The sequence below is a fragment of the Thiobacillus sp. SCN 63-57 genome (assembly GCF_001725555.1).
In the GTDB taxonomy this organism is placed as follows: Bacteria; Pseudomonadota; Gammaproteobacteria; order Burkholderiales; family Thiobacillaceae; genus Thiobacillus.
In genome coordinates, this window is the sequence record NZ_MEGP01000017.1 from 1 (window position 1) to 24,013 (window position 24,013).

General features: G+C 63.8%; 20 protein-coding genes and 1 other RNA gene. 5 read left to right on the forward strand and 16 right to left on the reverse strand.

Translation table 11 applies throughout. From position 1 onward, the window contains the following. Window positions 1-771, forward strand: a 771-nt coding sequence (locus ABT23_RS07560) for an integron integrase (protein WP_296633356.1), incomplete at its 5' end; no start/stop codon positions are given. A 123-nt stretch (window positions 772-894) separates the two neighbouring features. Here ABT23_RS07560 and atzF read toward each other — a convergent pair. After that, window positions 895-2,694 (reverse strand): allophanate hydrolase, encoded by a 1,800-nt coding sequence (gene atzF, locus ABT23_RS07565; protein WP_296633358.1) that lies wholly within the window; start codon window positions 2,692-2,694, stop codon window positions 895-897. Further along, window positions 2,691-6,299: an urea carboxylase gene (uca, locus tag ABT23_RS07570; RefSeq protein ID WP_296633359.1), complete on the reverse strand. Its 3,609-nt coding sequence runs from the start codon at window positions 6,297-6,299 to the stop codon at window positions 2,691-2,693. The genes atzF and uca overlap by 4 nt, the downstream gene beginning before the upstream one ends. A gap of 89 nt (window positions 6,300-6,388) precedes the next feature. On the opposite strand from uca, the gene ABT23_RS07575 reads away from it, so the two are divergent. After that, window positions 6,389-6,464: non-coding RNA, sX9 sRNA (locus ABT23_RS07575), on the forward strand. Between the two features lie 41 nt (window positions 6,465-6,505). Here ABT23_RS07575 and ABT23_RS07580 read toward each other — a convergent pair. The 11 genes from ABT23_RS07580 to ABT23_RS07630 all read right to left on the reverse strand — a co-directional run bounded on the left by ABT23_RS07580 (window position 6,506) and on the right by ABT23_RS07630 (window position 16,526). Continuing rightward, window positions 6,506-7,180, reverse strand: coding sequence for an urea amidolyase associated protein UAAP2 (locus tag ABT23_RS07580; protein WP_296633361.1), 675 nt, complete (start codon window positions 7,178-7,180; stop codon window positions 6,506-6,508). Between the two features lie 8 nt (window positions 7,181-7,188). Further along, a complete protein-coding gene (locus ABT23_RS07585) occupies window positions 7,189-7,926 on the reverse strand; it encodes an urea amidolyase associated protein UAAP1 (RefSeq protein ID WP_296633363.1) in 738 nt (245 codons plus the stop codon). A 19-nt stretch (window positions 7,927-7,945) separates the two neighbouring features. After that, entirely contained in the window at window positions 7,946-8,413 is a 468-nt protein-coding gene (gene nikR, locus ABT23_RS07590; protein ID WP_296633365.1) for a nickel-responsive transcriptional regulator NikR, read from the reverse strand. A gap of 3 nt (window positions 8,414-8,416) precedes the next feature. Then, complete coding sequence (gene glnT / locus ABT23_RS07595; RefSeq protein WP_296633367.1) at window positions 8,417-9,829, reverse strand: type III glutamate--ammonia ligase; 1,413 nt, start codon at window positions 9,827-9,829, stop codon at window positions 8,417-8,419. Between the two features lie 13 nt (window positions 9,830-9,842). Next, window positions 9,843-10,622 carry a creatininase family protein gene (locus ABT23_RS07600; RefSeq protein WP_296633369.1) on the reverse strand — a complete coding sequence of 260 codons (780 nt, stop codon included), beginning with the start codon at window positions 10,620-10,622 and terminating at the stop codon, window positions 9,843-9,845. 4 nt (window positions 10,623-10,626) lie between these two features. Next, entirely contained in the window at window positions 10,627-11,538 is a 912-nt protein-coding gene (locus ABT23_RS07605) for an ABC transporter ATP-binding protein (protein WP_296633370.1), read from the reverse strand. A gap of 11 nt (window positions 11,539-11,549) precedes the next feature. Beyond that, window positions 11,550-12,515, reverse strand: a complete 966-nt coding sequence (locus ABT23_RS07610) for an ABC transporter permease (RefSeq protein ID WP_296633372.1) — start codon at window positions 12,513-12,515, stop codon at window positions 11,550-11,552. 20 nt (window positions 12,516-12,535) lie between these two features. Continuing rightward, window positions 12,536-13,534, reverse strand: a complete 999-nt coding sequence (locus ABT23_RS07615) for an ABC transporter substrate-binding protein (protein WP_296633374.1) — start codon at window positions 13,532-13,534, stop codon at window positions 12,536-12,538. A 369-nt stretch (window positions 13,535-13,903) separates the two neighbouring features. Beyond that, window positions 13,904-15,325 carry an ammonium transporter gene (locus tag ABT23_RS07620; protein WP_296633375.1) on the reverse strand — a complete coding sequence of 474 codons (1,422 nt, stop codon included), beginning with the start codon at window positions 15,323-15,325 and terminating at the stop codon, window positions 13,904-13,906. Between the two features lie 11 nt (window positions 15,326-15,336). Then, window positions 15,337-15,675 (reverse strand): P-II family nitrogen regulator, encoded by a 339-nt coding sequence (gene glnK / locus ABT23_RS07625; protein WP_018509024.1) that lies wholly within the window; start codon window positions 15,673-15,675, stop codon window positions 15,337-15,339. A gap of 68 nt (window positions 15,676-15,743) precedes the next feature. After that, complete coding sequence (locus ABT23_RS07630; protein WP_296633377.1) at window positions 15,744-16,526, reverse strand: TorF family putative porin; 783 nt, start codon at window positions 16,524-16,526, stop codon at window positions 15,744-15,746. A gap of 246 nt (window positions 16,527-16,772) precedes the next feature. Between ABT23_RS07630 and ABT23_RS07635 the strand changes: the two genes are divergently transcribed. Genes ABT23_RS07635 through ABT23_RS07645 form a run of 3 tightly spaced genes read left to right on the forward strand, consistent with a single transcriptional unit; the run spans window position 16,773 to window position 19,555 of the window. Then, on the forward strand, window positions 16,773-17,036 hold the full coding sequence (locus ABT23_RS07635) for an accessory factor UbiK family protein (protein ID WP_296633379.1): 264 nt from the start codon (window positions 16,773-16,775) through the stop codon (window positions 17,034-17,036). Continuing rightward, window positions 17,037-18,527 (forward strand): YifB family Mg chelatase-like AAA ATPase, encoded by a 1,491-nt coding sequence (locus tag ABT23_RS07640; RefSeq protein WP_296633380.1) that lies wholly within the window; start codon window positions 17,037-17,039, stop codon window positions 18,525-18,527. Beyond that, a complete protein-coding gene (locus ABT23_RS07645) occupies window positions 18,524-19,555 on the forward strand; it encodes a VIT1/CCC1 transporter family protein (protein ID WP_296633382.1) in 1,032 nt (343 codons plus the stop codon). Before ABT23_RS07640 ends, ABT23_RS07645 begins: the two co-directional genes overlap by 4 nt. 124 nt (window positions 19,556-19,679) lie before the next feature. Here ABT23_RS07645 and ABT23_RS07650 read toward each other — a convergent pair whose 3' ends face one another. The 3 genes from ABT23_RS07650 to prsT all read right to left on the reverse strand — a co-directional run bounded on the left by ABT23_RS07650 (window position 19,680) and on the right by prsT (window position 23,938). Next, complete coding sequence (locus ABT23_RS07650; protein WP_296633383.1) at window positions 19,680-20,096, reverse strand: rhodanese-like domain-containing protein; 417 nt, start codon at window positions 20,094-20,096, stop codon at window positions 19,680-19,682. Between the two features lie 76 nt (window positions 20,097-20,172). Beyond that, window positions 20,173-21,036, reverse strand: a complete 864-nt coding sequence (gene xdp1 / locus ABT23_RS07655) for an exosortase-dependent surface protein XDP1 (RefSeq protein WP_296633385.1) — start codon at window positions 21,034-21,036, stop codon at window positions 20,173-20,175. 175 nt (window positions 21,037-21,211) lie between these two features. Then, entirely contained in the window at window positions 21,212-23,938 is a 2,727-nt protein-coding gene (gene prsT, locus ABT23_RS07660) for an XrtA/PEP-CTERM system TPR-repeat protein PrsT (protein ID WP_296633387.1), read from the reverse strand. Between the last annotated feature and the right edge of the window lie 75 nt (window positions 23,939-24,013).

The window sequence follows — 24,013 nt, forward strand, 5'->3', positions numbered from 1 at the left end:
GTTTCTGCCTCAACCCAAAGCCAGGCATTGAATGCCGTGGTGTTCCTGTATGAGAGCGTCTTGTCCAAGCCTTTAGGGGAAATGACAGGCCTCAAACGGGTACAGCAGCGTCATCGTGTTCCGGTGGTACTGACCAAGCAAGAGACCAAGGCGGTTCTGGGATTGATGGAAGGAACGACACGATTAATGGCTGAGCTGATTTATGGGGCAGGTCTCAGGGTGCATGAATGTGTCACGCTCAGGGTCAAGGACGTTGATCTGGGAGCCAGGACGGTCAACATCCGAGACAGCAAAGGGAGCAAGGACCGGACTAGCGTCCTGCCGGCGCAATTATGCGGCCCTCTGGAAAAGCATCTGCTCAGGGTGGCGATTCTGCACAAGGAAGACCTGGCCCAGGGCACGGGCCTAGCGCCTATGCCGAATGCGCTGGCCAAGAAGTACCCGTCAGCCTCATCCACTTTTGCCTGGCAGTTCGTCTTTCCGTCCGCCGTATTGCGGCCCTGGGGTGACTCCGGCCGAATGGTGCGCTGGCACGCGTCAGACTCAACGATCCAGCGGGCATTTAAACAAGCTTTACACCGAGCAGGGATTCATAAGCACGCGAGTGTCCATACGCTTCGTCACAGCTTTGCCACACATCTGCTGGCTTCTGGCACGGACATCCGAACAATCCAGTTACTCCTGGGTCATCGCAGCCTTCAAACAACAATGATCTATACGCATGTAAATCAGGTCATGAAAACCGTTACAAGCCCACTGGACGATCTTTGAGTAGCGCTTAAGAGCATGTCTGCTTCCTGGCTGGGAGCAGACACTCTCATGGATTTCCTTAGAGGCCGCTTTGGCCGAGGAACAGCCGGTCCCGGCTAGTGCATGAACTTCCGCTTCGGGCCGTTATAAGTCATCTCCCCTCGCCGCCAGCCACGCCCGCCATCCGCCGTATTCCGTAATGTCCCGCGCATCGGCCACACCGATGCCTTCGCAGATGAATCCGTTCACGACCGACCCATCGGCCAGTTCCAGCTTGCCGATGCCCAACGGCGCGGGAATGCCGGCGACGAAAGAACCGAACTGGCTGGCGGGCATTTCCCAGACTTCGCAGGCGATGGCGGCACCGCCTTCCTGTACCTGGATGAGACCGGGGCGCTTGCCGTCGGGCAGGGCGAAAAGGCGGTATTTGGCAGCAGTCTGCGTGGCGCTCACCAGGCGTGCGTTGCGTCCGGTGAGTTGGACATTCAAGGGCAGGCCGCTCAGATGGGCGCCGACGACGGCCACCCGTACCTGGCCGCTCGGCAGCAGATTCAGCGGTTCGGCAGGCGGCAGCGCGTGATCGGTTGCACCCAGCTTGCCACCGAGCGCCTGCTGCACGCGCGACGCCAGATGCAGCAACGGGCCGTCCTGATGTGGCGGCGCGATCAGGGTGACGCCGAACGGCAGGCCGTCGGACTGGAATCCGGCCGGCAGGGCGGTGGCGGCCAAGTCCAGCAGATTCATGAAGTTGGTGTAATAGCCGAGGTTGGAATTGAGGCGGATGGGGTCGGCTTCCATTTCGTCCACGCGATAGATCGTGCCGGCGGTGGGGGTGAGCATGACGTCGATGTCGTTCCATACCGCGTCGCATGTCCGCTTGAGTGCGCGCAATGTGTAGAGATGGGCAAAGGTGTCGGCGGCGCTGATGCCGCGGCCGCCGGCGATGATCTCGCGCACGGGCGGAAAAACCGTGTCCGCTTGCGTGTCGAAGAAGTCGCGAATGGCCAGGTAGCGCTCGGCAACCCAGGGTCCGCCGTAGAGCAGGCGTGCGGTGTCAAGGAAGGGGCCGAGGTCGATTTCGACCGCTGTGCCGCCGAGCGATTTCAGTCTTTCCACGGACACGTCAAATAGCCGTTCCGCGTCGGCGTTGCCGAAGAATTGCAGGTCCTTCCGCATCGGCACGCCGAACCTGAAATGCCCGGCACGGCCGAAGTCAAAGCCGTGCGGCGCCAGCGGGCGCGAGTATTCGTCCTCGGCATCGAAGCCGGCGGCGACCGCCAGCACGCGTTCGGCATCCTCGGCCGTGAGTGCGAAAATCGACACGGCATCGAGCGAGCGACAGGCGGGCACCACGCCACGCGTGGAGAGCGCACCGCAGCTCGGCTTGTGGCCGACCAGATGGTTGAACGCGGCGGGCACGCGGCCGGAACCGGCCGTGTCGGTGCCAAGCGAGAAGCTCGCCAGTCCCAGCGCCACGGCGACGGCCGAGCCGGAGCTGGAGCCGCCGGAAATGTAGTCGGGGTCGAAGGCGTTGCGGCAGGCGCCGTAGGGCGAGCGGGTGCCGTTGAGTCCGGTGGCGAACTGGTCGAGGTTGGTTTTCCCGATCGGGATCGCACCGGCGTCGATCAGGCGCTGTACGACGGCAGCGTGTTGCTCCGGCGTATAGGCATATTCCGGGCAAGCGGCGGTGGTCGGCAGGCCGGCGAGATCGATGTTGTCCTTGATGGCGAAGGGAATGCCGTAGAGCGGCAGGCTGGCGATGTCTTTGCCCTCGAGATTTCCTGCATAGGCACGCAGCACATCGGCGTCGAGGCAGCTGATCCAGATGTGGTGCGTGTCTTCCCCGGCCATGCGGGCAAGCAGTTCGTCCACCAGCGCAAGCGGGGTGAGCTCGCCGGATAGATAGCGGCGGCGCAGGCTGGCGATATCGAGCGAGATGTTCATGCGGCCCCGCCCTCGCTCACCAGCACCAGCAGGTCCTGCCCGGCGCTCACCTGCCCGCCTTCGCGGCAGAACACCTTGTGGACACGGCCGTCACACGGCGCCAGCACGGCGAATTCCATCTTCATCGATTCGACGATGACGAGGGTGTCGCCCTGCTTCACTTCGTCTCCTTCTGCCACTTCGACCTTCCACACGTTGCCGGCGACGTGGCTGGCAAGGGCACGGCCGTTCTCCGGCAGGTCGAGTTCGCTGTCGGGCGCGGCTTCGGCCACGGTCAGGTCGTTGGCGTAATCGGCCTGGCCGCTTTCACGCCAGCGTTCGCGCTCGGCGTCGAACGAGGCCTGCTGCTGGGTCTTGAACGCTGTGATGGACTCGGCGTTGTCGGCGAGAAAGCGGTTGTACTCACGCAGACTGAAGGTGGTCTCCTCAATCTTCAGCGGGTAGCGGCCGAGCGGGAAGTCCTCGCGGATCTTCAGCAGTTCGGCTTCGCTCACCGGGAAGAAGCGCACTTGGTCGAAGAAGCGCAGCAGCCATGGCTTGCCGTCGGTGAACGCCGTCGTCTGGCGCCAGCGGTTCCACATCTGCAGCGTGCGGCCGACGAACTGGTAGCCGCCGGGGCCTTCCATGCCGTAGACGCACATATAGGCGCCGCCGATGCCGACGGCGTTTTCCGGCGTCCAGGTGCGCGCGGGGTTGTACTTGGTCGTGACCAGGCGATGGCGTGGATCGACTGGCGTCGCCACCGGCGCGCCGAGGTAGACGTCGCCCAGGCCCATCACCAGGTAGCTGGCATCGAAGACGATGCGTTTCACTTCCTCGATGCTGTCGAGGCCATTGATGCGGCGGATGAACTCGATGTTGCTCGGGCACCAGGGCGCGTCCTTGCGTACCGACTGCATGTATTTCTCGATCGCCAGTTTCGTCGCCGCGTCGTCCCACGACAGCGGGATATGAACGATGCGGGTGGGCACCTGCATGTCCTCGATCGCCGGCAGCGCCTTCTCCGCGGCCAGCAGCAGCTCCATCAGTCTGGCCAACGGCAGCACGCGCGAATCGTAGTGCACCTGCAGCGAGCGGATGCCGGGCGCAAGGTCGAGGATGCCCGGCACCGCGTCGGCCTGGAGCCGGGTCATCAGCGCGTGCACGCGGAAGCGCAGGTTGAGATCGAGCACCAGCGGGCCGTATTCGACGAGCAGGTATTTGTCGCCGGCGCGGCGGTAGACCACGGCGACGGGGTTGTCGGTGCCCGACGTACGGTGCAGCACCGGTTTGGCGAGCGGCTCCGCATCAGCGACCACCGCGGCCTGGACGGCCAGGCTGGCGATGGCAGCATCCTGCGCCGCCTCCATGCGCTCGGCCTGCGCCTGCGAGAGGCGCCTGAAGCGCACGGTGTCGCCGGGGCGCAGCTGGCCCATCTTCCACAGCTCAGCCTGTACGATGGTGGCCGGGCAGACGAAGCCGCCGAGGCTGGGACCGTCCGGGCCGAGGATGACCGGCATGTCGCCGGTGAAGTCGACCGCGCCGATGGCGTAGGCGTTGTCGTGGATGTTGGACGGATGCAGGCCCGCTTCGCCGCCGTCTTTGCGCGCCCATTCGGGACGCGGGCCGATCAATCGGACCCCTGTCCGGCTGGAGTTGTAGTGCACCTCCCAGTCGGTGGCGAAGAACATCTCGATGTCGGCGTCGGTAAAGAAGTCGGGCGCGCCGTGCGGGCCGTAGAGCACGCCGATTTCCCAGGCATGGGCGTAAGCCGGGATTGCCGCGGCAGGCAGCGGCGTGCCGATGGCGGCGTCTTCAATAGCATGGACATGCAGCACGTCGCCGACGCGCAGCGTGCGCCCGGCATGGCCGCCGAACTGGCCCAGCGTGAAGGTGGCCTTGCTGCCGAGATAGTCCGGCACGTCGAAGCCGCCGCGTACCGCAAGATAAGTGCGGCAGCCGGCGTCCCGGATCGCGCCGAGCTTGAGGATGCTGCCGGCCTTGACCGCGTGCGCCGCCCAGTTGGCCAGCGGCAGACCGTCGAGTTCGGCGCCCATGTCGGCCCCGGCCAGCGCGATCACGCTGTCGCAGTTGAAGCGCAGCGTGGGGCCGGCGACGGTCAGTTCCAGCGCGGCCGTGCTTTCGGCATTGCCGGCCAGTTTGTTGGCGAGGCGCAGCGCCAGCGCGTCCATCGGCCCCGACGGCGGCACGCCGACGTCCCAGTAGCCGGTGCGGCCCGGCCAGTCCTGGATGCTGCTCTGCACGCCGGGCTCGATGACGTCGATAGTCGCCGGGCGGTAGTGGAAGGCGTTGAGGTAGCGCGTCGTCTGGCGCCCTTCCATGAACACCGCATCACGCACGATCTGAGCGAGATAACCGAGATTGGTCTCGATACCGGCGACACGGGTACCGGCCAGCACCTGCTGCATCTTCTGCAGCGCCTCGGCGCGGTCGCGGCCCTTGACGATGAGCTTGGCCACCATCGGATCGTAGAACGGCGGCACGTCGGAACCGCGCTCGACCCAGGTTTCGATGCGCACGTCTTCAGGGAACGCGACTTCGGTCAGCACGCCCGCAGCGGGCTGGAAATCCTTGCCCGGGTCTTCGGCGTAGAGCCGCACCTGCATCGAGGCGCCCTCAGGCTTGACCTCGAAGCCGGTCAGATCGAGTTCGCCGGCGGCCTCCTTCACCATCCACTCGACCAGGTCGACACCGGTGACTTCCTCGGTGACGCCGTGCTCGACCTGTAAGCGGGTGTTCACTTCGAGGAAATAGAATTCGCCGCTTAAGGTGTCGTAGACGAATTCGACGGTACCAGCGGAGCGATAGCCGACGGCTTCGCCGAGGCGCACGGCAGTAGCGAGCAATCGCTCACGTTGGGCATCGGTGAGGCCAGGCGCTGGCGTTTCCTCGATCACCTTCTGGTTGCGCCGCTGCACCGAGCAGTCGCGTTCGCCCAGCGCGACGACATGACCACGGTCGTCACCGAAGATCTGCACCTCGATGTGGCGCGCGTGCTCGACGTATTTCTCGAGGAAGATGCCGGCTTCCTTGAAGTTGGCGCGCGCCAGCCGCTCGACCGACTGGAAGGCTTCCACCAGTTCGTCGGCGCTCCAGATCAGGCGCATGCCGATGCCGCCGCCGCCGGCGGTGCTCTTCAGCATCACCGGGTAGCCGATGCGCGCGGCTTCGGCCTGGGCATGGCCGGCATCGCTCAACAGACCGGATCCCGGCAGCAGCGGCACCTTGTTGTGCTCGGCCAGATCGCGCGCGGTGTGCTTGAGACCGAAGGCACGCATCTGGTCCGGGCTGGGGCCGATGAAGGCGATGCCGGCGACGGCGCAGTCCTCGGCGAAGCCGGGGTTCTCGGACAGGAAGCCGTAACCGGGGTGGATGGCCTGGGCGCCGGTGGCCTTGGCCGCGTCCAGAATCTTGTCGGTGCGCAGGTAGCTCTGCGCCGCCGGCGCGGGGCCGATCTCGACCGCTTCGTCGGCAAGGCGCACATGCAGGCTGTGCCGATCCGCCTCGGAATGGACGGCGACCGATTTCACCCCCATGGTGCGCAGGGTGCGGATGATGCGGCAGGCGATGGCGCCGCGGTTGGCGATGAGAACCTTGTCGAACATATTCTTCCTTGCGGGTCGTCCCGCTCCGGAGAGGCTGAATAACCTACTGCGCGAACACCGGGCGGCGTTGCGCGGTGCTCGGAATCCTCATGTACTTGCCTGTACATTCCGGTTCCTGCGCGCCGTGCGCCTTGCCCAGTGTCCGCTCGCTACGGTTCTTCAGCCTCTCCTTTCTTGTGGCCCGGGCCGTCCCAAGCCGGCTGTTTTCATTGTTCCGGTGCGTCCCAGATCAGGACGCGCACCGGCGTCGGGTTGTAGGCGTTGCACGGATTGTTGAGTTGCGGGCAGTTCGAGATCAGGCACAGCACATCCATCTCGGCGCGCATCTCGACGTACTTGCCCGGTGCCGACACGCCGTCGGCGAAGGTCAGCCCCCCTTCTGGCGTCACCGGCACGTTCATGAAGAAGTTGATGTTGCTGGTGATGTCACGCTTGGTCAGGCCGCCACCGCTCTTATGAGAGTCATAGTGCGCGAGCGCATGCAGAAAGCTGTCGCGGCAGGAATGCATCGGCCGCTTGTTCAATGCATAGCGGACGGTGTTGCTTTCGCACGAGCAGGCGCCGCCGAGGGTGTCGTGACGACCGCAGGTGTCGGCGGTGATCGTCAGCATGACCCTGCCTTCGCTGGACATCAGTCGCGTGCCGGCGGTGAGGTAGAGCGCGCCCTGCGTGCGCACGGTATCGGTGGCGCTGTAGCGTTCCTCGGGGTCATGCGCGTTGTAGAACAGCGTGTCGACCGCCTGGTTGCCCTCGAGGTCGAGGATGCGGAAGACCTGGCCCTTTTTGATTTCGTGAATCCACGGATCGCCAGCGTTGACGACGGCATCGACCACGGCCTGGCCGGGATCGAGGGGGCTCTCGACGAGGTTGAAGGTGCTCATGGTTGGCCTCAGCGATAAAGAATTTCGGTTTGATAGAAGCCGCGCTGGTTTTCCGGACAGTGGTTGCGGCAGACGTCGTCCGCGCCTGGGGCGCCGGCCTTCCACGCGGTCAGCATGACATCGCCCGGCGCATAGTCGGGGCGCGGATCGAGCGGGTGCGGGGCGGCCGAGAGCACGACCAGCACGTCCATCTCGAAGCGCAGGTCGACGTAGGCACCGGCGTGCGAATTCGTCGCGTCGAAGTGCAGCCTGCCGGCGTCGTCGGCGACGGCCCTGCTGAAGAAATTCGCATTCGGCACCACGTCGCGCTTGCCCAGCCCCCATTTGCCCAGCTCCACCAGCAGGCCGTCGCGGCCGTTGCGGTGCATCGCGTTGCGGTGGGTCTGGTAGGTGGCCTCGCCGTACTTCGCCTTCACCGTCCCGGCGTCGCTGGTGCCGCACACGGTGTCGTGCCATCCGCAGGTATCGGCGATGATCGAGCACAGCACATGGCCCATGTCCGAATAGAGCGCGTGGCCCGTCGTCAGGTGCGCAGTGTGCTGCGCCTTGAGGGTGTCGGGCATGTTGTAGCGCTCGAGCTTCTCCTCGGCGTTGTAGAACAGCGCCGAGACGTTGGCGCGGCCGAAGAGATCGGTCAGCCTGAGTGCGTTGCCGCGGCGGACGATGCCCGACCAGTGGCAGCCGCCGGGCAGGGCTTCTTCCCACAGGAACAGCGCCGGGGGAATAGGGTTGATATCTTGTGCCATATGAAATCCAGTCGTTAGATTAGGCGGCGCTGGCAGGTGCATGCAGCGGCGGGATCACCGCTGCTAGCAACTCCAGCCGCCCGGTGATCACGCCGCGCTGGGCAAGCATCTCGTCACTGATGGCCTGCAGCCTGGCGGCCGGCCCCTGCACCAGCAGCACCTCCAGCATGCGGTCCTCGGTCAGGTGCACGTGCAGCGAGCTGACCACCTCGGCGATGTACTGGTATTGCAGGTCCGCCAGCCGCCCCTGCAGGCCGCGCGTGGAGCGGTTGTAGAGCAGCGTGAGCGTGCCGGCCATGACCTCGTTGCCAAGCGAGCGCTTGTGCTCCGCCAGCTGATAATGAACCATTTCGCCGATCGCCTGCGAGCGGCTGTCGTAGCCGCGGCTTTCCACCATCCTGTCCAGCTCCGCCAGCAGCTCGGGCTGCAGCGAGACGCTGATGCGACTGACGAGGGTGGCTGGCTTGTCCATGCGATTCGGCTTCATGGCTCAGAACATGTAGGAATAGCGTTCCACTTCCCACTTGCTGACCGCGAGGTGATAGGCCTCCCACTCTTCGGTCTTGTAGCGGACGAACTCGTCGCGCAACTCCTTGCCCAGCGTGGCTTCCACCAGCGGGTCGGCGGCGAAGGCGGCGACCGCCTCCTGCAGCGTCTGCGGCAGGAACTCGATGCCGCGACCGCGACGCTCCTCCTCGCTGATCGCGTAGAGATTGTCCTCGTTCGGATTGCCCGGATCGAGCCCCTCGCGGACCCCTTCGAGGCCGGCCGCCAGCACCAGGGTGGCCGCCAGGTAGGGGTTCACCGCGCCGTCGGCGTTGCGCGATTCGCAGCGGCCGCCGCCGGCGGGGATGCGCACGGAGTTGGTGCGGTTGTTGGAGCCCCAGGAGTTGAACACCGGCGCCCACGAGAAATAGCTCATGGCACCGCGCCGCACCAAGCGTTTGTAGCTGTTCACGGTCGGCGCGAACACCGCGCACAGCGCGCGGCCGTGCTTGAGGATGCCGGCGACGAAGCTGTAGCCGAGCGGGGTCAGACCAATGCCGTGCGGGTCGTCCTCGGGGGCGCAGGCGAACAGGTTCCTGCCGGTTTCGAGGTCGTAGATCGACATGTTGAAGTGGGCGCCGTTGCCGGTCTTGTCGGCGAAGGGCTTGGGCATCATGGTGGCGAGCAGGCCTTCCTCCTTGGCGTAGTGCTTGGCCATGAAGCGGAAGAAGGTCAGCCGGTCGCAGGTGGTCAGCGCATCGGCGTAGTTGAAGTCGAACTCGAACTGGCCGTTGGCGTCCTCGTGGTCGAAGGAATACAGGTCCCAGCCCAGCTCGTTGATGGTCGTGGCCACCTTGTCCAGCCAGGAGAAGTTGTCGACGAACCCGCGCACGTCGTAGCAGGGCTTGGTCAGCTTGTCGTCGGCGACCGGCACCGACAGGCTGCCGTCCTCGTTCTGCTTCAGGAGGAAGATCTCGCACTCGATGCCGAGGTTCATGCCGTAGCCGAGCTTGGCCGCCTCGGCGAGCTGGTTCTTCAGCGCGACGCGGGTGTTGAGCGCATACGGCTTGCCCTGGAAATGGTTGTCGGCCGGGATCCAGGCGATCTTCGGTTCCCACGGCAGCTGGATGGCGCGGTCGAGGTCCGGCACCGAGGTCAGCTCGTCGTCGTTGGGCGCCTGGCCGAGGCCGTCCAGCGCGTAGCCGGTGTAGCGCTCGGAACCCTTGGCCATCTGGCCGAGATGGCCGATCGGCACGACCTTGGCCTTGGGCACGCCGTGGATGTCGACGTAGGCGCCGATGCAGTATTTAACACCCTTGGCTATCAGCTCGCGCTGCAGTTGAGCCGTCGCTTCGGCCGGATGATGGGCACTGCTGTCCGGTTTTTCCAGTACGGCGGTATCGTCGATCGTGTTCATGATGCGTCCTTGTCTATCGGGTGGTGGCGGCGGGGACGGCGTCCCCGAAATAGGAGTGGGCCAGCGGCGGCGTTTCGACGCTGCCGGTGCGAACCAGTGCGGCGAGGTCGTCGACCAGCCAGTCGAACCAGCGCTGGCCCTTCTCGGCACTGGCCAGGCTGGGCGTGCCGGTGACACCGTTGAGGCTGGTGCGGTTAACGGGATGCGCGAAGATGCAGCCGCAGGTGCGGTCGGGGTCGTCGGCCTCGGCGAGCTTGTCCGGACGCACGCCCTCGGGGGCGATGGCGAGCATGATCGAGGTCTCGGCGTCGTTGGCGTGCCAGTCGGCGGCGTCGGCGGCGTGGAATTCGCGCACCCGCTCGCTCAGGGTCGCGGTATTGATCACCGAGACCATCAGGTCGTCGTGCTCGGCGCGCAGCATTTCCAGCGCGCAGCGCAGGGGCGCGGCGTTGGTGACGTGGGCGTTGACGATGAACAGTCGGCGCACGCCGCCGTGATACGCCCAGTCGCCGATCTGCTTGACGAGTTCGATGAGGGTGATGGGCGGCAGCGCGATCGTGCCGGGCCAGCGCCGGCTGTGGCCGAGCGAGCAGCCGTACGGCAGCGTCGGCAGCATGGGCACGCCGGTCTGCGCGGCAACGGCGGCGCAGAGATGCTCGGCGATCACGAAGTCGACGCCCGTTCCCAGATGCGGGCCATGCTGCTCGGTCGCGCCGACCGGCAGGATGGCGGAATGTCCGCAGCGGGCCAGCACGTCGGGAATTTCGGACCAGGTGAGATCGGACCACTTCATCGCATCACTCCACGTTGTCGTGCACGTCGGTGAAGCGGATCAGATGCGGTTTCACCGCCTGTTCGTCTTCCGGCTCGGGTTCCGGCGCAGGATGGATAAGTTCTTCCAGGCGCGCCTTGGTGGCCCGGAATTCCGGCGTATTGAACTGGCCCGGCGAACGCGGGCGCGGTACTGGCACCTCGATCACTTCCTGCACTTCGCCGGGGTGCGCCTTGAGCACCAGGATGCGATCGGCCAGATAGATCGCCTCGTCGAGATCGTGCGTGATGAACAGCACCGTGACGTCGATGTTCTTCCAGATGTCGATCAAATGCGATTGCATCTTGGAACGGGTCTGGGCATCGAGCGCGCCGAAGGGCTCGTCCATGAGCAGGATGCGCGGCTGGTTGACCAGCGCACGGGCGATGGCGACGCGCTGGCGCATGCCGCCGGACAGCTGATGCGGATAGGCGTCGGCAAACTGGGTCAGGCCGACCAGATCCAGCCACAGCAAGGCATCGCGCTCGGCCTCATCCTTGGCGCGACCGTTCATCTGGGGGCCGAACATCACGTTTTTCTTCACGGTCAGCCAGGGAAACAGGGAATAGCCCTGGAACACCATGCCGCGATCCTGCCCCGGACCGGTGACCGGTTTGCCGTCCAGCAACACGTCGCCGGACGTATGGCTTTCGAGGCCGGCGAGGATGCGGATCAGTGTCGACTTGCCGCAGCCGGAGGGGCCGATCACGCAGACGAATTCGCGCCGGCGGACGCTGAAGTCGATGCCGCGCAGGGCCTCGACCTCGCCCTGGAGCGAACGGTAGCGTTTGCCGAGATCGCGCACCTCGAGGATGGTTTCGCGCTGGTTGATCCGGTCGAAGCGCGCCTTCACGGCTTCCGACTGGTCCAGGTAGCTGGGCAGATTGTTCGGGTTCATGGCGAGGTTCCTCAGCGGCGATCCTGGGTGCGGTCCCAGGGGAACAGTCGGCGGCCGAGCCGGGCCAGGATCAGGTCGGTGCCGAAACCGATGATGCCGATGGTCATGATGGCGGCGTAGACGTTGTCGAAATGCTGGTAGCGCGCCTGCTGGGTGATGAACCAGGTGATGCCGGAACTGGTGCCGATCAGCTCGGCCACGATCAGGTAGGTCCAGGCCCAGCCAAGCAGAATGCGCTGGTCGCGATACAGATCGGGCAGGATGCCGGGCACCACCACTTTGCTCAGCAGCTTGATATTGCGCGTGCCCAGGGTGCGGGCGGCCTCGATGAGCGTGACCTCCAGCTTGCGCGTGGTATTGGCGATGATCAGCACCTGCTGGAACAGGGTGCCGATGACGATGATGGCGATCTTGGGCCCATCGTAGATGCCGAGGATGGCCACTGCCAGGGCGCCGAAGGCCGGCGCCGGCAGGTAGCGGAAGAATTCGATGAACGGCTCGCTCAGCCGCCCCATCAGGGTATAGGTGCCGGACAGGATGCCCAGCGGCACGCCGACGATCGACGAGATCAGGAAGCCCCAGAAAATGATCTGGATGCTGTGCCACAGGCTGGCCGGCATCGAGGGCACGTCCTTGCTCTGGGGCGGATTGACGAATCCGTTGTAGAAGGCCTTCGCCACCTGGTCGGGCGCCGGCAGATAAATCGGGTTGGCGGATTTTCCGGTCGGAACGGCCAGATGCTCGCGTTCCATGTTGGCGACTTCATCCGCGAACATGGTCTTGTCGACCAGCATGTCGACCTGGAAATAGTCCACGCCGCCGGGATCGATGACGTGTACCTTGGGATGCCAGACGAAAGGCACATAGCTGACCAGACACCAGACCAGCAACGGCAGCAGAAACGAGCCGATTCCCAGCAGCGTGCGTTTGCGCGCATCTCCATCCACGCTGCCCAGCCATTTGGAAGTCGTGCTCATTTCCGCTCCGTGCTCCAGTTTTACTTGGCGTTGGTGAAAGACGAATCGAGGTAGCTGTCGATGTCCTGATGCGCCTTGTAGACCCCGTTCGCCACGTTGAAGTCGTCAGCCACCTTGGAGGAGCCATACAGCGACGCGAAGCCCGGACCCTTGACGTAGATCTTCTTGCCATCGGCCAGGCTCAGCAGCTTGGTGCCCTTGAGCAGCGGCAGATAGACCTGCGGCGTGACGCCGACCCGGGCAGCCATGATCTTCACTGCGTCAGGCTGGGTCTTGGGATCGTTGATGTAGTGCACGACGCGGTCCCAGACCTTCACGACCTTGAGCCACTCGGCCTTGCGCTGCTGGGCACTGGCCGGGTTGACCGCGAGGACGTCGTAGATCAGGCCCGGCTCGTCGGCGGAGGTGTAGACCGGACGGGAACCCGGCAGCGACTTCATGGCCTGGCCGGCGATCGGCTGCCAGGCGCCGATTGCCGAGACGTCGCCTGTCGCGAGCACCTGGGGCATTTCGTTGGTCTTGGCGTTGACCAGGGTGACGTCGGATTCCTTCATGCCGGCCTTCTTGAGGCCGTTCAGCAGCAGCAGATGTTCGACCAGACCTTCCTCGACGGCCACCTTCTTGCCCTTGAGGTCCTTGAGCGACTTGATCCCGGGCTTGGCGACGATCATGTCGTTGCCGTTGGAATAGTCGGTCAGCATGATCATGACGCTCTTGCCGCCGGCCGCGCCGGTCACCAGGGCATCGCCGTTGGTCATGGTCACGGCGTCGATCTTGCCTGCCGAGAAGGCATCCATGGACGCAGAGTAGTCGAACCATTCGAAATCGACCGCGACACCAGCTTCCTTGAACCAGCCCTTGTCGATGGCGACCTGCCAGGCGACCCAACCCGGCCAGTCGCTATAGCCGATCTTGAGGGGCTGGGCAGCGTGGGCCGAAATGGACATGGCCGCGACGGCGGGAATCACCAGCCGGGTGAACAGCGTCTTCAGGGTGCTGCTGATGTGCTTCACATTCATGATGGGCTCCTTGATGAGGGGTATTACTGAAGTGAATATTCGTAATATTCATCTTCCAATAAGCAACCCCCATGCCACACCATCAACCAACACCTATCATCATGAATAAAAAGGGAAAATCAGCAGAAAGTCCCTGTGCTACCAGCATCCTGCGAGCATTCTTTTAGTGCGCAAACGCACTGTTTTGGCGTTCTTGAAAGGCACGCGCAGCACGCCACCCAAGCGGCAAGCTTTCAAACAGGACGGCGCAGACCGGCCGCGAACGCGTGTCGCTGCAGCCGTGAGGCGGCCAATGAAAAAGGCGCCCGAAGGCGCCCTGAAAATGTACTCTGAAGCGGGCGGGGGAGAGGATCCCTCCCCCTGCTTGCATCACTCTACACGTTCACCATGCAGGGCAATATCCAGGCCCTCGCGTTCCTGTTCTTCGGTCACACGCAGGCCCATGACCAGATCCAGCACCTTCAGGATGATGTAGGTGCCGATCGCGGTGTAGGCGATGGTGATGAGCACGCCTTCGATCTGGGTCACGACCTGGGCCATGCTGCCGGCAGTGCCGCCGATCGATTCGACCGCGAAGTAGCCGGTCAGGATTGCGCCGACGATACCGCCGATACCGTGCACGCCGAAGGCATCCAGCGAATCGTCATACTTCAGCATGCGCTTGAGCGACGTGGCGGACCAGAAGCAGACCGCGCCGGCGACGAGGCCGATGACGAGACCGCCCGTGGGGCCGACAAAACCGGACGCCGGCGTGATGGCCACCAGGCCGGCGACCGCGCCGGAGGCGATGCCCAGCACGCTCGGTTTGCCTTTGCTCATCCATTCCGCAAACATCCAGCCCAGCGCGGCAGCGCCGGTGGCGATCTGGGTGACGGCCATGGCCATCCCCGCGCGGCCATCGGCAGCCACCGCGGAACCCGCGTTGAAGCCGAACCAGCCCACCCACAGCATGGCCGCGCCGATCACCGTCAGGGTCAGGTTGTGCGGCGCCATGGGTTCCTTGCCGTAGCCGAGACGCGGACCCAGCACCAGGGCGGCGACCAGGCCTGCCACACCGGCGTTGATGTGCACGACGGTACCGCCGGCGAAGTCCAGCACGCCCATGTCCCACATGAAGCCTCCGTCGCCGGACCAGACCATGTGCGCGATCGGCGCATACACCAGCAAAGACCACAGGCCGGTGAACCACATCATCGCCGAGAACTTCATGCGATCGGCAAACGCGCCGGTAATGAGGGCCGGCGTGATGATCGCGAACGTCATCTGGAAGGTCATGAACACCGACTCGGGAATGACGCCGGTCATGCTGTCCTTGCCCATGCCGGCCAGGAACACCTTGGAGAGACTACCGAAGAAGGAATAGAAGTTGGTGACGCCCTTTTCCATTCCCGTGGTGTCGAAGGCGATGCTGTAGCCCGCCACCATCCACAGCACCGTGATCATGGCGGTGATGGCGAAGCTTTGCATCATGGTGCCGAGGACGTTCTTCTTCCGCACCATGCCGCCGTAGAACAGGGCCAGGCCAGGGATCGTCATCAGCAGAACCAGGGCGGTGGACGTCAGCATCCAGGCCGTGGCGCCGGAATCCAGCTTGGGCGCCTCGGCCGCGGGGGCAGGTGCGGGTGCGGGTGCCTCGGCTGCTGCTGGCGCGGCGGCTTCTGCCGGTGCCGCCGCAGGCGCAGCGGATTCGACCGCAGCCGCTTCCGGGGCAGGGGCTGCGTCTTCCGCCAGAACGAGATTGGGAGACAGCAGGGCGAACATCAGGCCCAACGAAGCAAATAGCTTTTTCATATTCATGCTCCTCACAGGGCGTCGGGGCCGGATTCGCCCGTACGGATACGCACGACCTGCTCCAGGCTGGTGACGAAAATCTTGCCGTCGCCGATCTTGCCGGTGTTGGCCGACTTCTCGATTGCCTCGATCACGCGCTCCAGCAGCTCGGCCTTGATGGCCACCTCGATCTTCACTTTGGGCAGGAAGTCGACCACATATTCCGCACCGCGATACAGCTCGGTGTGGCCCTTCTGCCGCCCAAATCCCTTTACTTCCGTGACCGTCAAGCCGGTGACGCCGATGGCGGACAACGCCTCCCGCACCTCGTCCAGCTTGAACGGCTTGATGATTGCCGTTACGAATTTCATGATGTCTCCCAAATTAGGGCAAGAAAGTAATGGAGCAGTTGCGTGAACCGCTCCGGTTGGTCAGCGCATTAGAAAGCCTTGGAAACCCACACGGTGGTCGTGCCCTTGCCCAGGTATTCGCCATTGACCGAATCGGTCCAGAATCCCTTGTCGGCGTTGGTGTCGGTATAGGCCACACCCAAGGTCACACCGTCGCCCAGTTTGCCCAGCTTGCCCATGTCGTAGGCTGCACTGACTTTCCAGTCGTCGTAGCTCGCCGTGCTCACGTTCTTGAAGTGGAAGGTGCCCCAGTGCGCACCCAGGGTCAGGCCGGTTTCGCCGACGGGCAGGCTGCCGGAAAGATCGAAATAGTAGGAACCATTGGCATTCGGGCCGATGCCGAACACCGCGTCGCTCAGATAGTAGGAATACTTGGCGGTGAACCATTTCCAGCCGGCGGAAACATAGGCTTCCGAGGTCCATGCGCCCAAAGCCGCATTGGTATCAGCATTCTTGCTGCCGGGGTACATGTAGCGGATCGCCCCGACGTCATAGCTGACATCTCCGATGCTGTTGCGGTAGCCACCGTAAACGTCGAGTTCCATGCTGCCGCTCTTGTAACCCTGAAACTCGGTCAGCCAGCCCACATTGGAACCCCAGGTACCCAGGTAGAAACCGCTGCTGTGCGAATAGTCGAGACCACCCTGGATGGCAGGCTCGCCGCCCGTTTGCGAAATACCACGGAAAACATAATTGGAGGTGACGCTGACATTGGCGCTCAGGGTATGCGGCGAAGCGGGTTCATCCGCCATGGCGAAGGCGGGCGCGCCCACCAGACCGGTCAGAACCAAAGCGTGTACGAGTTTTTTCATGAATTTCTCCTGTTTGAATAAGGGCGCGCAAAATCGCACTCCACAATGAGCACAAGCCATGCCAATATTTTTTTCGTTTAAAAACAAACAGTTGAATCAACCAATCCGCCCAATCCAGAATAGTCCGCACTTTCATGGTGCGCCATCAAATCGTCATGCACCCTCTTCGTGCCGCATGTTTCGATCTGTTGCCGCTGTACGCCACCAGGGCAGTGCTTGTTACACTCTCCCTGTCATGGAGGCCGTATGAACCCGAATCCGAAATTCCCCACCCCTGCATTCATCAACGATCTGGTCGGCAAGCTGGGCGAGGTCATGAAGCAATCCCCCGCCAAGGACATCGAACAGAATCTCAAGGCCGGCGTCACGTCGATGCTCGGCAAGCTGGATATGGTGAGCCGCGAGGAATTCGACGTGCAGACCGAAGTGCTGGCGCGCACGCGCGCGAAGCTCGCGCAACTCGAGGCGCGGCTGACCGAACTGGAAAAGCAGCAGAGCCAAGACGCCTAAGTGGCCGTTGCCGTCGTCAAAAGCCGGGCGCTGAACGGCATGCATGCGCCGGAGGTGGTGGTCGAGGCGCATCTGGCCAACGGCCTGCCAGCGTTCACGCTGGTCGGCCTCCCGGAAACCGAGGTGAAGGAAGCGCGCGACCGCGTACGGGCGGCGATCCAGAATGCACGCTATGAATTCCCTGCGCGCCGCATCACGGTCAACCTCGCGCCGGCCGATTTGCCGAAGGAATCCGGACGTTTCGACCTGCCGATCGCGCTGGCGATCCTCGCCGCTTCAGGGCAGGTTCCGGCCGACAAATTCAAACACGCCGAATTCGCGGGCGAACTCGCACTGACCGGTGAATTGCGTCCGGTGCGCGGCGCGTTGGCGATGGCACTCGCGACACGCACGGCAGGCCGGCAACTGGTGCTGCCCAGCGCCTCGGCGAGCGAAGCGGCGCTCGCCAGCGGCGTCGAGACGCTGGGGGCGGCGAGCCTGCTCGCTGTCTGTGCCTGGCTCGCAGGGCAGGCCACGCTCTCCGCGCCCGAATCGGGCGCCCTCCCTCTGACGCCCGACTATCCCGACTTCGCCGACGTCAAAGGCCAGGCCGCCGCCCGGCGCGCGCTCGAAGTCGCCGCCGCCGGGGGACATTCGATCCTGATGTCAGGCCCGCCCGGCACCGGCAAGTCAATGCTGGCCGCACGCTTCCCAGGCATTCTGCCGGTGATGGACGAGACCGAGGCGCTGGAAGCGGCCGCGGTCGCTTCGCTCAATGGCGGTTTCCGCCACGAACACTGGCAGCGCCGCCCCTTTCGCGCGCCGCACCACACGGCCTCGGCGGTGGCCTTGGTGGGTGGCGGCGGCAACCCGCGTCCGGGCGAGATTTCACTGGCCCACCATGGCGTGCTGTTTCTCGACGAACTGCCGGAATTCTCCCGACAGGTACTGGAGGTGCTGCGTGAGCCGCTGGAAACCGGGCGCATCACGATTTCCCGCGCCGCTCGGCAGGCCGATTTCCCGGCGCGCTTCCAACTGGTCGCCGCAATGAATCCTTGTCCCTGCGGCTACCTCGGCCACCCGACCCAGGCCTGCCGCGACACGCCGGACCAGATTGCGCGCTACCGTGGACGCATTTCGGGACCGCTACTCGACCGCATCGACATCCAGATCAGCGTGCCGGCGTTGACGCAAGCCGAACTGATGCAGGCCAGCGCCGGCGAACCCAGCGCGGCCATCCGCGGCCGCGTGCAGGCGGCGCGCGCACGCCAGATGCAGCGGCAGGACAAACCCAATGCCTCGCTCGGTACGCAGGAAATCGAACAGTTCTGCCAACTGGATACCGCTGGGGAAAACTTGCTGAAGCAGGCGATCGCGCGGCTGAACCTGTCCGCGCGCGCCTATCACCGCGTCCTCAAGCTCGCGCGCAGCGTGGCCGACCTGGCTGACAGCGACGCGATCGCACCGGCGCATCTCGCCGAAGCCATTCAATACCGACGGCCTCCCGCATGAGTGATCCCTACGAATCCTGGCAGGAAGAAAAGCAGTCGGCCTGGTTGTACCGCGTCGTCGCGGAATGCGAGCGCGGCACGACGCGCGAAGCGCTGTTCAACGAACTGGCGCAGGCGGCCGACGACCAGGCGGAAATATGGCTGGCCGCCATTATGCAAAAGGGCGGGCAACCGCCCGCCGCGTTCCGGCCCGATCTGCGCGCGCGCGTCGTCGCCACCCTCACCCGCAGATTCAAGCCGCGTGCCATGCGCGGCGTGCTGGCGGCGATGAAGGTACGCGGCATGGCGCTCTATACGCTAAACCCGCCGCATCCCATGCCGCTTCGGCGCGACGACATCGGCAAGCGCCACCAGAACGGTGCCGCGGGCAATGCCTTGCGTGCCGGGGTGTTTGGCGTCAACGACGGTCTGGTATCGAACGCTGCCTTGATCTATGGCGTGGCGGGTGCCGCCCCGGAGCCCTCGATCATCGTGTTGACCGGCGTGGCCGGCTTGCTGGCGGGCGCATTCTCGATGGCGTCGGGCGAGTATGTGTCGGTGCGTTCGCAGCGCGAAATGTTCGAATACCAGATCGGCCTCGAACGCGACGAGCTGGACGAATACCCCCAGGAAGAGGCCGCCGAACTGGCGCTGATCTATGCCGCCAAGGGCATGGACGCAGCCGAGGCGCGGCGGCTGGCCGACACCCTGATGCAGGACCCCGAACGCGCGCTCGATACCCTGGCACGCGAGGAGCTCGGCCTGAATCCCGACGAACTCGGCTCGCCGTGGGTGGCGGCCATCTCGTCGTTTGCCGCCTTCACGGCAGGCGCGGCGCTGCCCTTACTGCCCTTCCTGTTCGGTTACGACCAGGCGCTGCCTGTCTCGATCGGGCTGACGGCACTGGGACTGTTCGCCGTCGGCGCCAGCATGAGCCTGTTCACCGGCCGTCACGCCCTCCTGAGCGGCCTGCGCATGCTGGGCATCGGCGGCACGGCGGGGCTGGCAACCTATTTCATCGGCGCCTGGCTGGGCGTGTCGCTGGGCTGATCGTTCTGTCCACGTAGGGGCCTGAAGAAAAACGAAGCCTTCCTGGAGACAAGGAATCGTGCCCGGATGGGCGGCGACTATCGGTTTGCTCAGTCTTGCTTGGGGCTTCCCGTGAACGGAAGACTCAGGTTTGCTCCCAGGGCAAGCCGTCATGGCGCCAGCCATTTTTTGTGCTGCGATGACGCGTTTCATCCATATCGCCTTCAAACCCATGCAGCACGTTGTAGACCTCGGGGAACCCGTATTTCTCGAGGTAACGTCCCGCTTCCATCGAGCGCCGCCCTGAACGGCAGATCAGCACTACGGGCCGATTGACCGATGCCGCCTTGCGCGCATGCCCTAGAAAATCGGGATTGACGTCCCAATCCGGTCCGTCCTGCCAGGCAATGTGGATTGCGCCGACCGGATGGCCAACGAACAGGTATTCGATTTCCGAGCGGCAATCGATGAACACCGCCTCAGGATGCTGTTGCAAAAACTCGTGGGATTCCCGGGGGGTCATATGTTTCATCGTGCGCTCCGCAGTGACGTTCTTACCCACCCTAGCAGATCGGTTTCAGTACCCCAAAAAACCAAGGCCCCGACTAGCGGGGCCTTGGTTTACTCGACCGATACCGTCAGGCGGCAACGGCGGGCATCGTACGCCGGACCTTGAAACGTGTCAGGCCAAGCAGCCCTGCCCCCATCAACAACAGGGTGCCAGGTTCCGGGACGCCACCACCGCCGCCGCCCGTGCTGCAACCCGGGGTTCCGGGCGGGGCGTTATCGCAGGTACAACCCGCCAGCGAGATCAGCTTGAAATAGTCATTCCCCGCCTTGGTCGAGTCGCCCCCGACCATGGTGTTCAATGCGCCGATCAGCCAGTAGCTGGAATAGGTGTTGTTGGCAAAATCATGCGCGCCCGTGCTGGAACCCGCGAGGAAATTCCCGATCAGCGACCAGCCGTTGGACAGCAGACCCGCATAGGACTGACCGGCCAGCGTGGCTGGGTTACCTGCCCCCGTATACGCCAGAACAGTGAAATCGGAATCGGTCGAGACCCAGCCTGCGGAGAAGGACGTGAGATTCACCTTGTCCGTGAACGAAAACAGGATGGAATCCGTGCGTCCATTGTTATCGATCGCATGTTCGGGGCTGAGTCCCTCATTGGCGTCACTGCCTCCGCCCGTGCAATTGGCAAAACCGCTGCAATCGTTGTTCCGGACACCCAGACCGCTGCTGCCGTTCAAGGTGATGTAGGCACTGTCCAGCAGGATATTGGCGGAACCGACCGTATTGGACCATCCGCTGGCCGTGGCCGTGATGCCGCCCTGCGTGTTGCTCGTCTGGTTATTGAACGTCCAGGTATCGCAATTGGGGTTGGTCGTGCCCCCGCCGCAATTATTGTTCGAGGAATAGGTAGCCTGGGCGGTGTTCATGACACCCAGCCCGATTGCCATCACGCTCGCCGCCCTGATTGCCTGCCAGAATTTTCTAGTCATTTTGATTGGTCCTTACTTATCCAAGGAATACACGCTTTACTTTAAGCAACAGCCGTACCAAAAATTGTTTTTCATTAATTATCAAATAGATGAATCACATCCCCCTACTCGGTACCATGCTTTCCGGGGCGTTGTGTAAAAAAAACCGACTGCGGCCCGGCCCAACGCCAACCCCTTATCTGCTGCCCGCCTGTTTGCGCCTCAGCGCTTCGGCCAGATGGTCGCGTATCTCGGGGTTTTCCGGCGACCGCACCTGGGCTTCGCGCAGGTAGCGCAGACCTTTCTCGACCTGCCCGGCTTCCACCCAGGCCCAGCCCAGGGTGTCGGCCACATTGGCATCGTTCGGCGCCAGTTGATAGGCCCGTTCCGCCACGGTCAGCGCGCCGGGCTGACGCCGCTTGAGCATGACGTAGGCCAGGTCGTTGTGGATGCCGGCGTCGTTGGGCAGTTGCCGGCTCAGGGTTTCGTAATGCTGTTGCGCGAGATCCAGCCGTCCTGATTGGACATAGGACCCGGCCAGGACGCGACGGGCAGCGGGATCCGCCGGATTGCTGCCGACCCAGGACTGGATGAATGCCAGCGCCTTGGCCGGGTTGCCCGACGCGTTGTAGGCGTTGTACAAACCGATCGCGTGCGTCGCATTTTTCTCGAGATTGTATGCGGCACCGTAAGCCGTGATGGCTTCCCCATAACGCTGGCGTTGCATGGCAATGTCGCCGAGCAGCTGCTGCACGGCGGCAGCTCGGGGATACTGGGCAGCCAGGGCACGCGCCTGCTTGTCGGCCGCCTCCAGGTTGCCCGAGAATTTTTCAAGGCCGGCCTTGAGCAGCAGCGCCGGGAAGTAGCCCGGTTTGCTCAGCAAGGCCTTGTCCAGCGAATAGCGCGCGCCTTCGTAGTCGCCCGCGCTGATCTGGAACTCGGCCGCACGCTGCTGCCAATCGGCATCGAACCCCGCCAGCTGGGTAATGCGCTTGAAGTTTTCGCGCGCCAGGCCACGATTGCCGATGGCCAGATAGCACCGGCCCAGCGCCGCCAGGGCCGGCAGATTATCCCGATTGGAGGCCTGCGCGTCCTTAGCGATGTTCAATGCTTTCTGCGCGTCACCCGTGCCCAGATACAGATCGACCAGCATGAGGTTGGGTCTGAGGCTCTGCGGGTTGAACGAACGCGCTTTCTCCAGCCAGCGCACCGCATCCTGCGTGCGCCCGGCAGCCAGCTCCAGTTGAGCCAGCTCATACAACGCATCCAGGTTCTTCGGCTGGCCCTTGAGCACGGACAGCAGACGGCGGCGCGCGTCCTCCGGCTTGCCTTCATATCGGTCCAGACGCGCCAGATTGAGCTTGGCCGGGGTAAAGTTTGGGTTCTTCTCCAGCACCTGCTCATAGGTTTTACGGGCGCCAGCCGTGTCTTTCGACACGCCGCGCGCCACCGCCAGGAGGTTCAGCACGGTCAGATTCTGCGGTTCGTTCTTGAGCACGGCCTGCAGCACCTGTATGGCCGGTTTGGCCTGGTTCTGCTTGAGATACATGATGGCCAGCGGAACGCCCGAGTAGGCACGGCCAGGGGTTTTTGCGTAGGCCTTTTGCAGCTGCGCCATACCCTGCACTTCCTGCCCGACCCCAATCAGGCTCAGGCCGAAATTCGCGGCGATATCCGGCGTATTGCCGCCACTCATTCCCTCGGCCTGCTCGAGTAGCGAAACCGCTTTGGAATGCTGGCCCAGCGCCATGTACGCGGTTGCCAGCAAGGACAGCGCCTGGGGATCGTTGGGCCGCGCCCGCGCCGGCCCTTCCAGAAACGCGATTGCCTTGGCGTAATCCTTCTCGCTCATGAGGATGGCGGTCATGATCTTGCGCGCGCCCATGTGCTGGGGATATTTCTTGAGGTAACTGCCCAGATAGGTCTTGGCTTTTTCATTCTGGCCCAGGCTGTAATGGGCAATGCCGCCCAGGAGCACCAGTTGCGGACGCGTCTGCACTGCCTCGAAGGGCAGGGCATCCAGCGCGCTAGCCGCCGCGGTGAGCGCATTGCGCGCTTCCGTATCCTTTCCTTGCCGCCCGGCCTGGAGCGCCTGCAGATAGGCGCTTCGCGGATCGTCCGGAAACTTCTGCTTCAGCACAGCCACGTCCCGGGCCGCTTCCTTGTCGCGGTTGAGATCGAACAGCAAGGACGCCCGGGCGATCAGCGCATCCAGATAATCGGGCTTCAAGGTCAGCGCCTTGCCATAGCCTGCCAGCGCATCCGGGGCATTCCCCTGCGCATGGGCGATCGAGCCTTTCATGTTCCAGCCGGCGGGATCGTCCGGTTTCTTGGTGATGGCCAACTGCGCCATGGCCGCCGCATCCGCAAAGTTTCCGCTGCGCAAATAGGCCATCGATTGCGCAACCAACGCGGCCGGATTGTTGGGCTCGAGCTGCCGGGCCTGTTCCAGAGACTGGATCGCCGCGCGCGTCTGTTCGAGGTCGATCTGCGCATAGGCGCGCGTGACCAGCACCTTGTATTTCACCTCGGGCGGGAGTCCATCAGGCGAAAAGCGCTCCAGCAAAGCCTGATTCTTGCCCAGCAGGTTGTAGACCTCGACCTGCATGGCGATGATCTGCGACCGGTCCGCTCCCAACCGCTCCGCATCCGCCAGCACGCGTTCCGCGCCCAAGGGTGCGCCACTGTCGAGGTAGGCCTTGCCCAGCAGGACCAGGGCCGGCAGCATTTTGCTGTCCTGCTGCAAGGCATTCTTCAACTGGACGATGGCGCCCTTGGTGTCCTTGTTCTGCATCCGGACCAATGCATCCTCGTAAAAGTCCGAGGCCTGTACCGCACGGTCGGCCGCCCATGCCGGATGAGGAGACAGTGCACCCAACAGGAGGGCCAGCAGGATTGGGGTCAGGTGTTTTCTTGTCGTCATCCGAATGCTCGTGAGATCGAGTACCTTGCATTTTGCATGGCAAGAGCACTGCAAGGATCAGACCAGTCCGGTCGG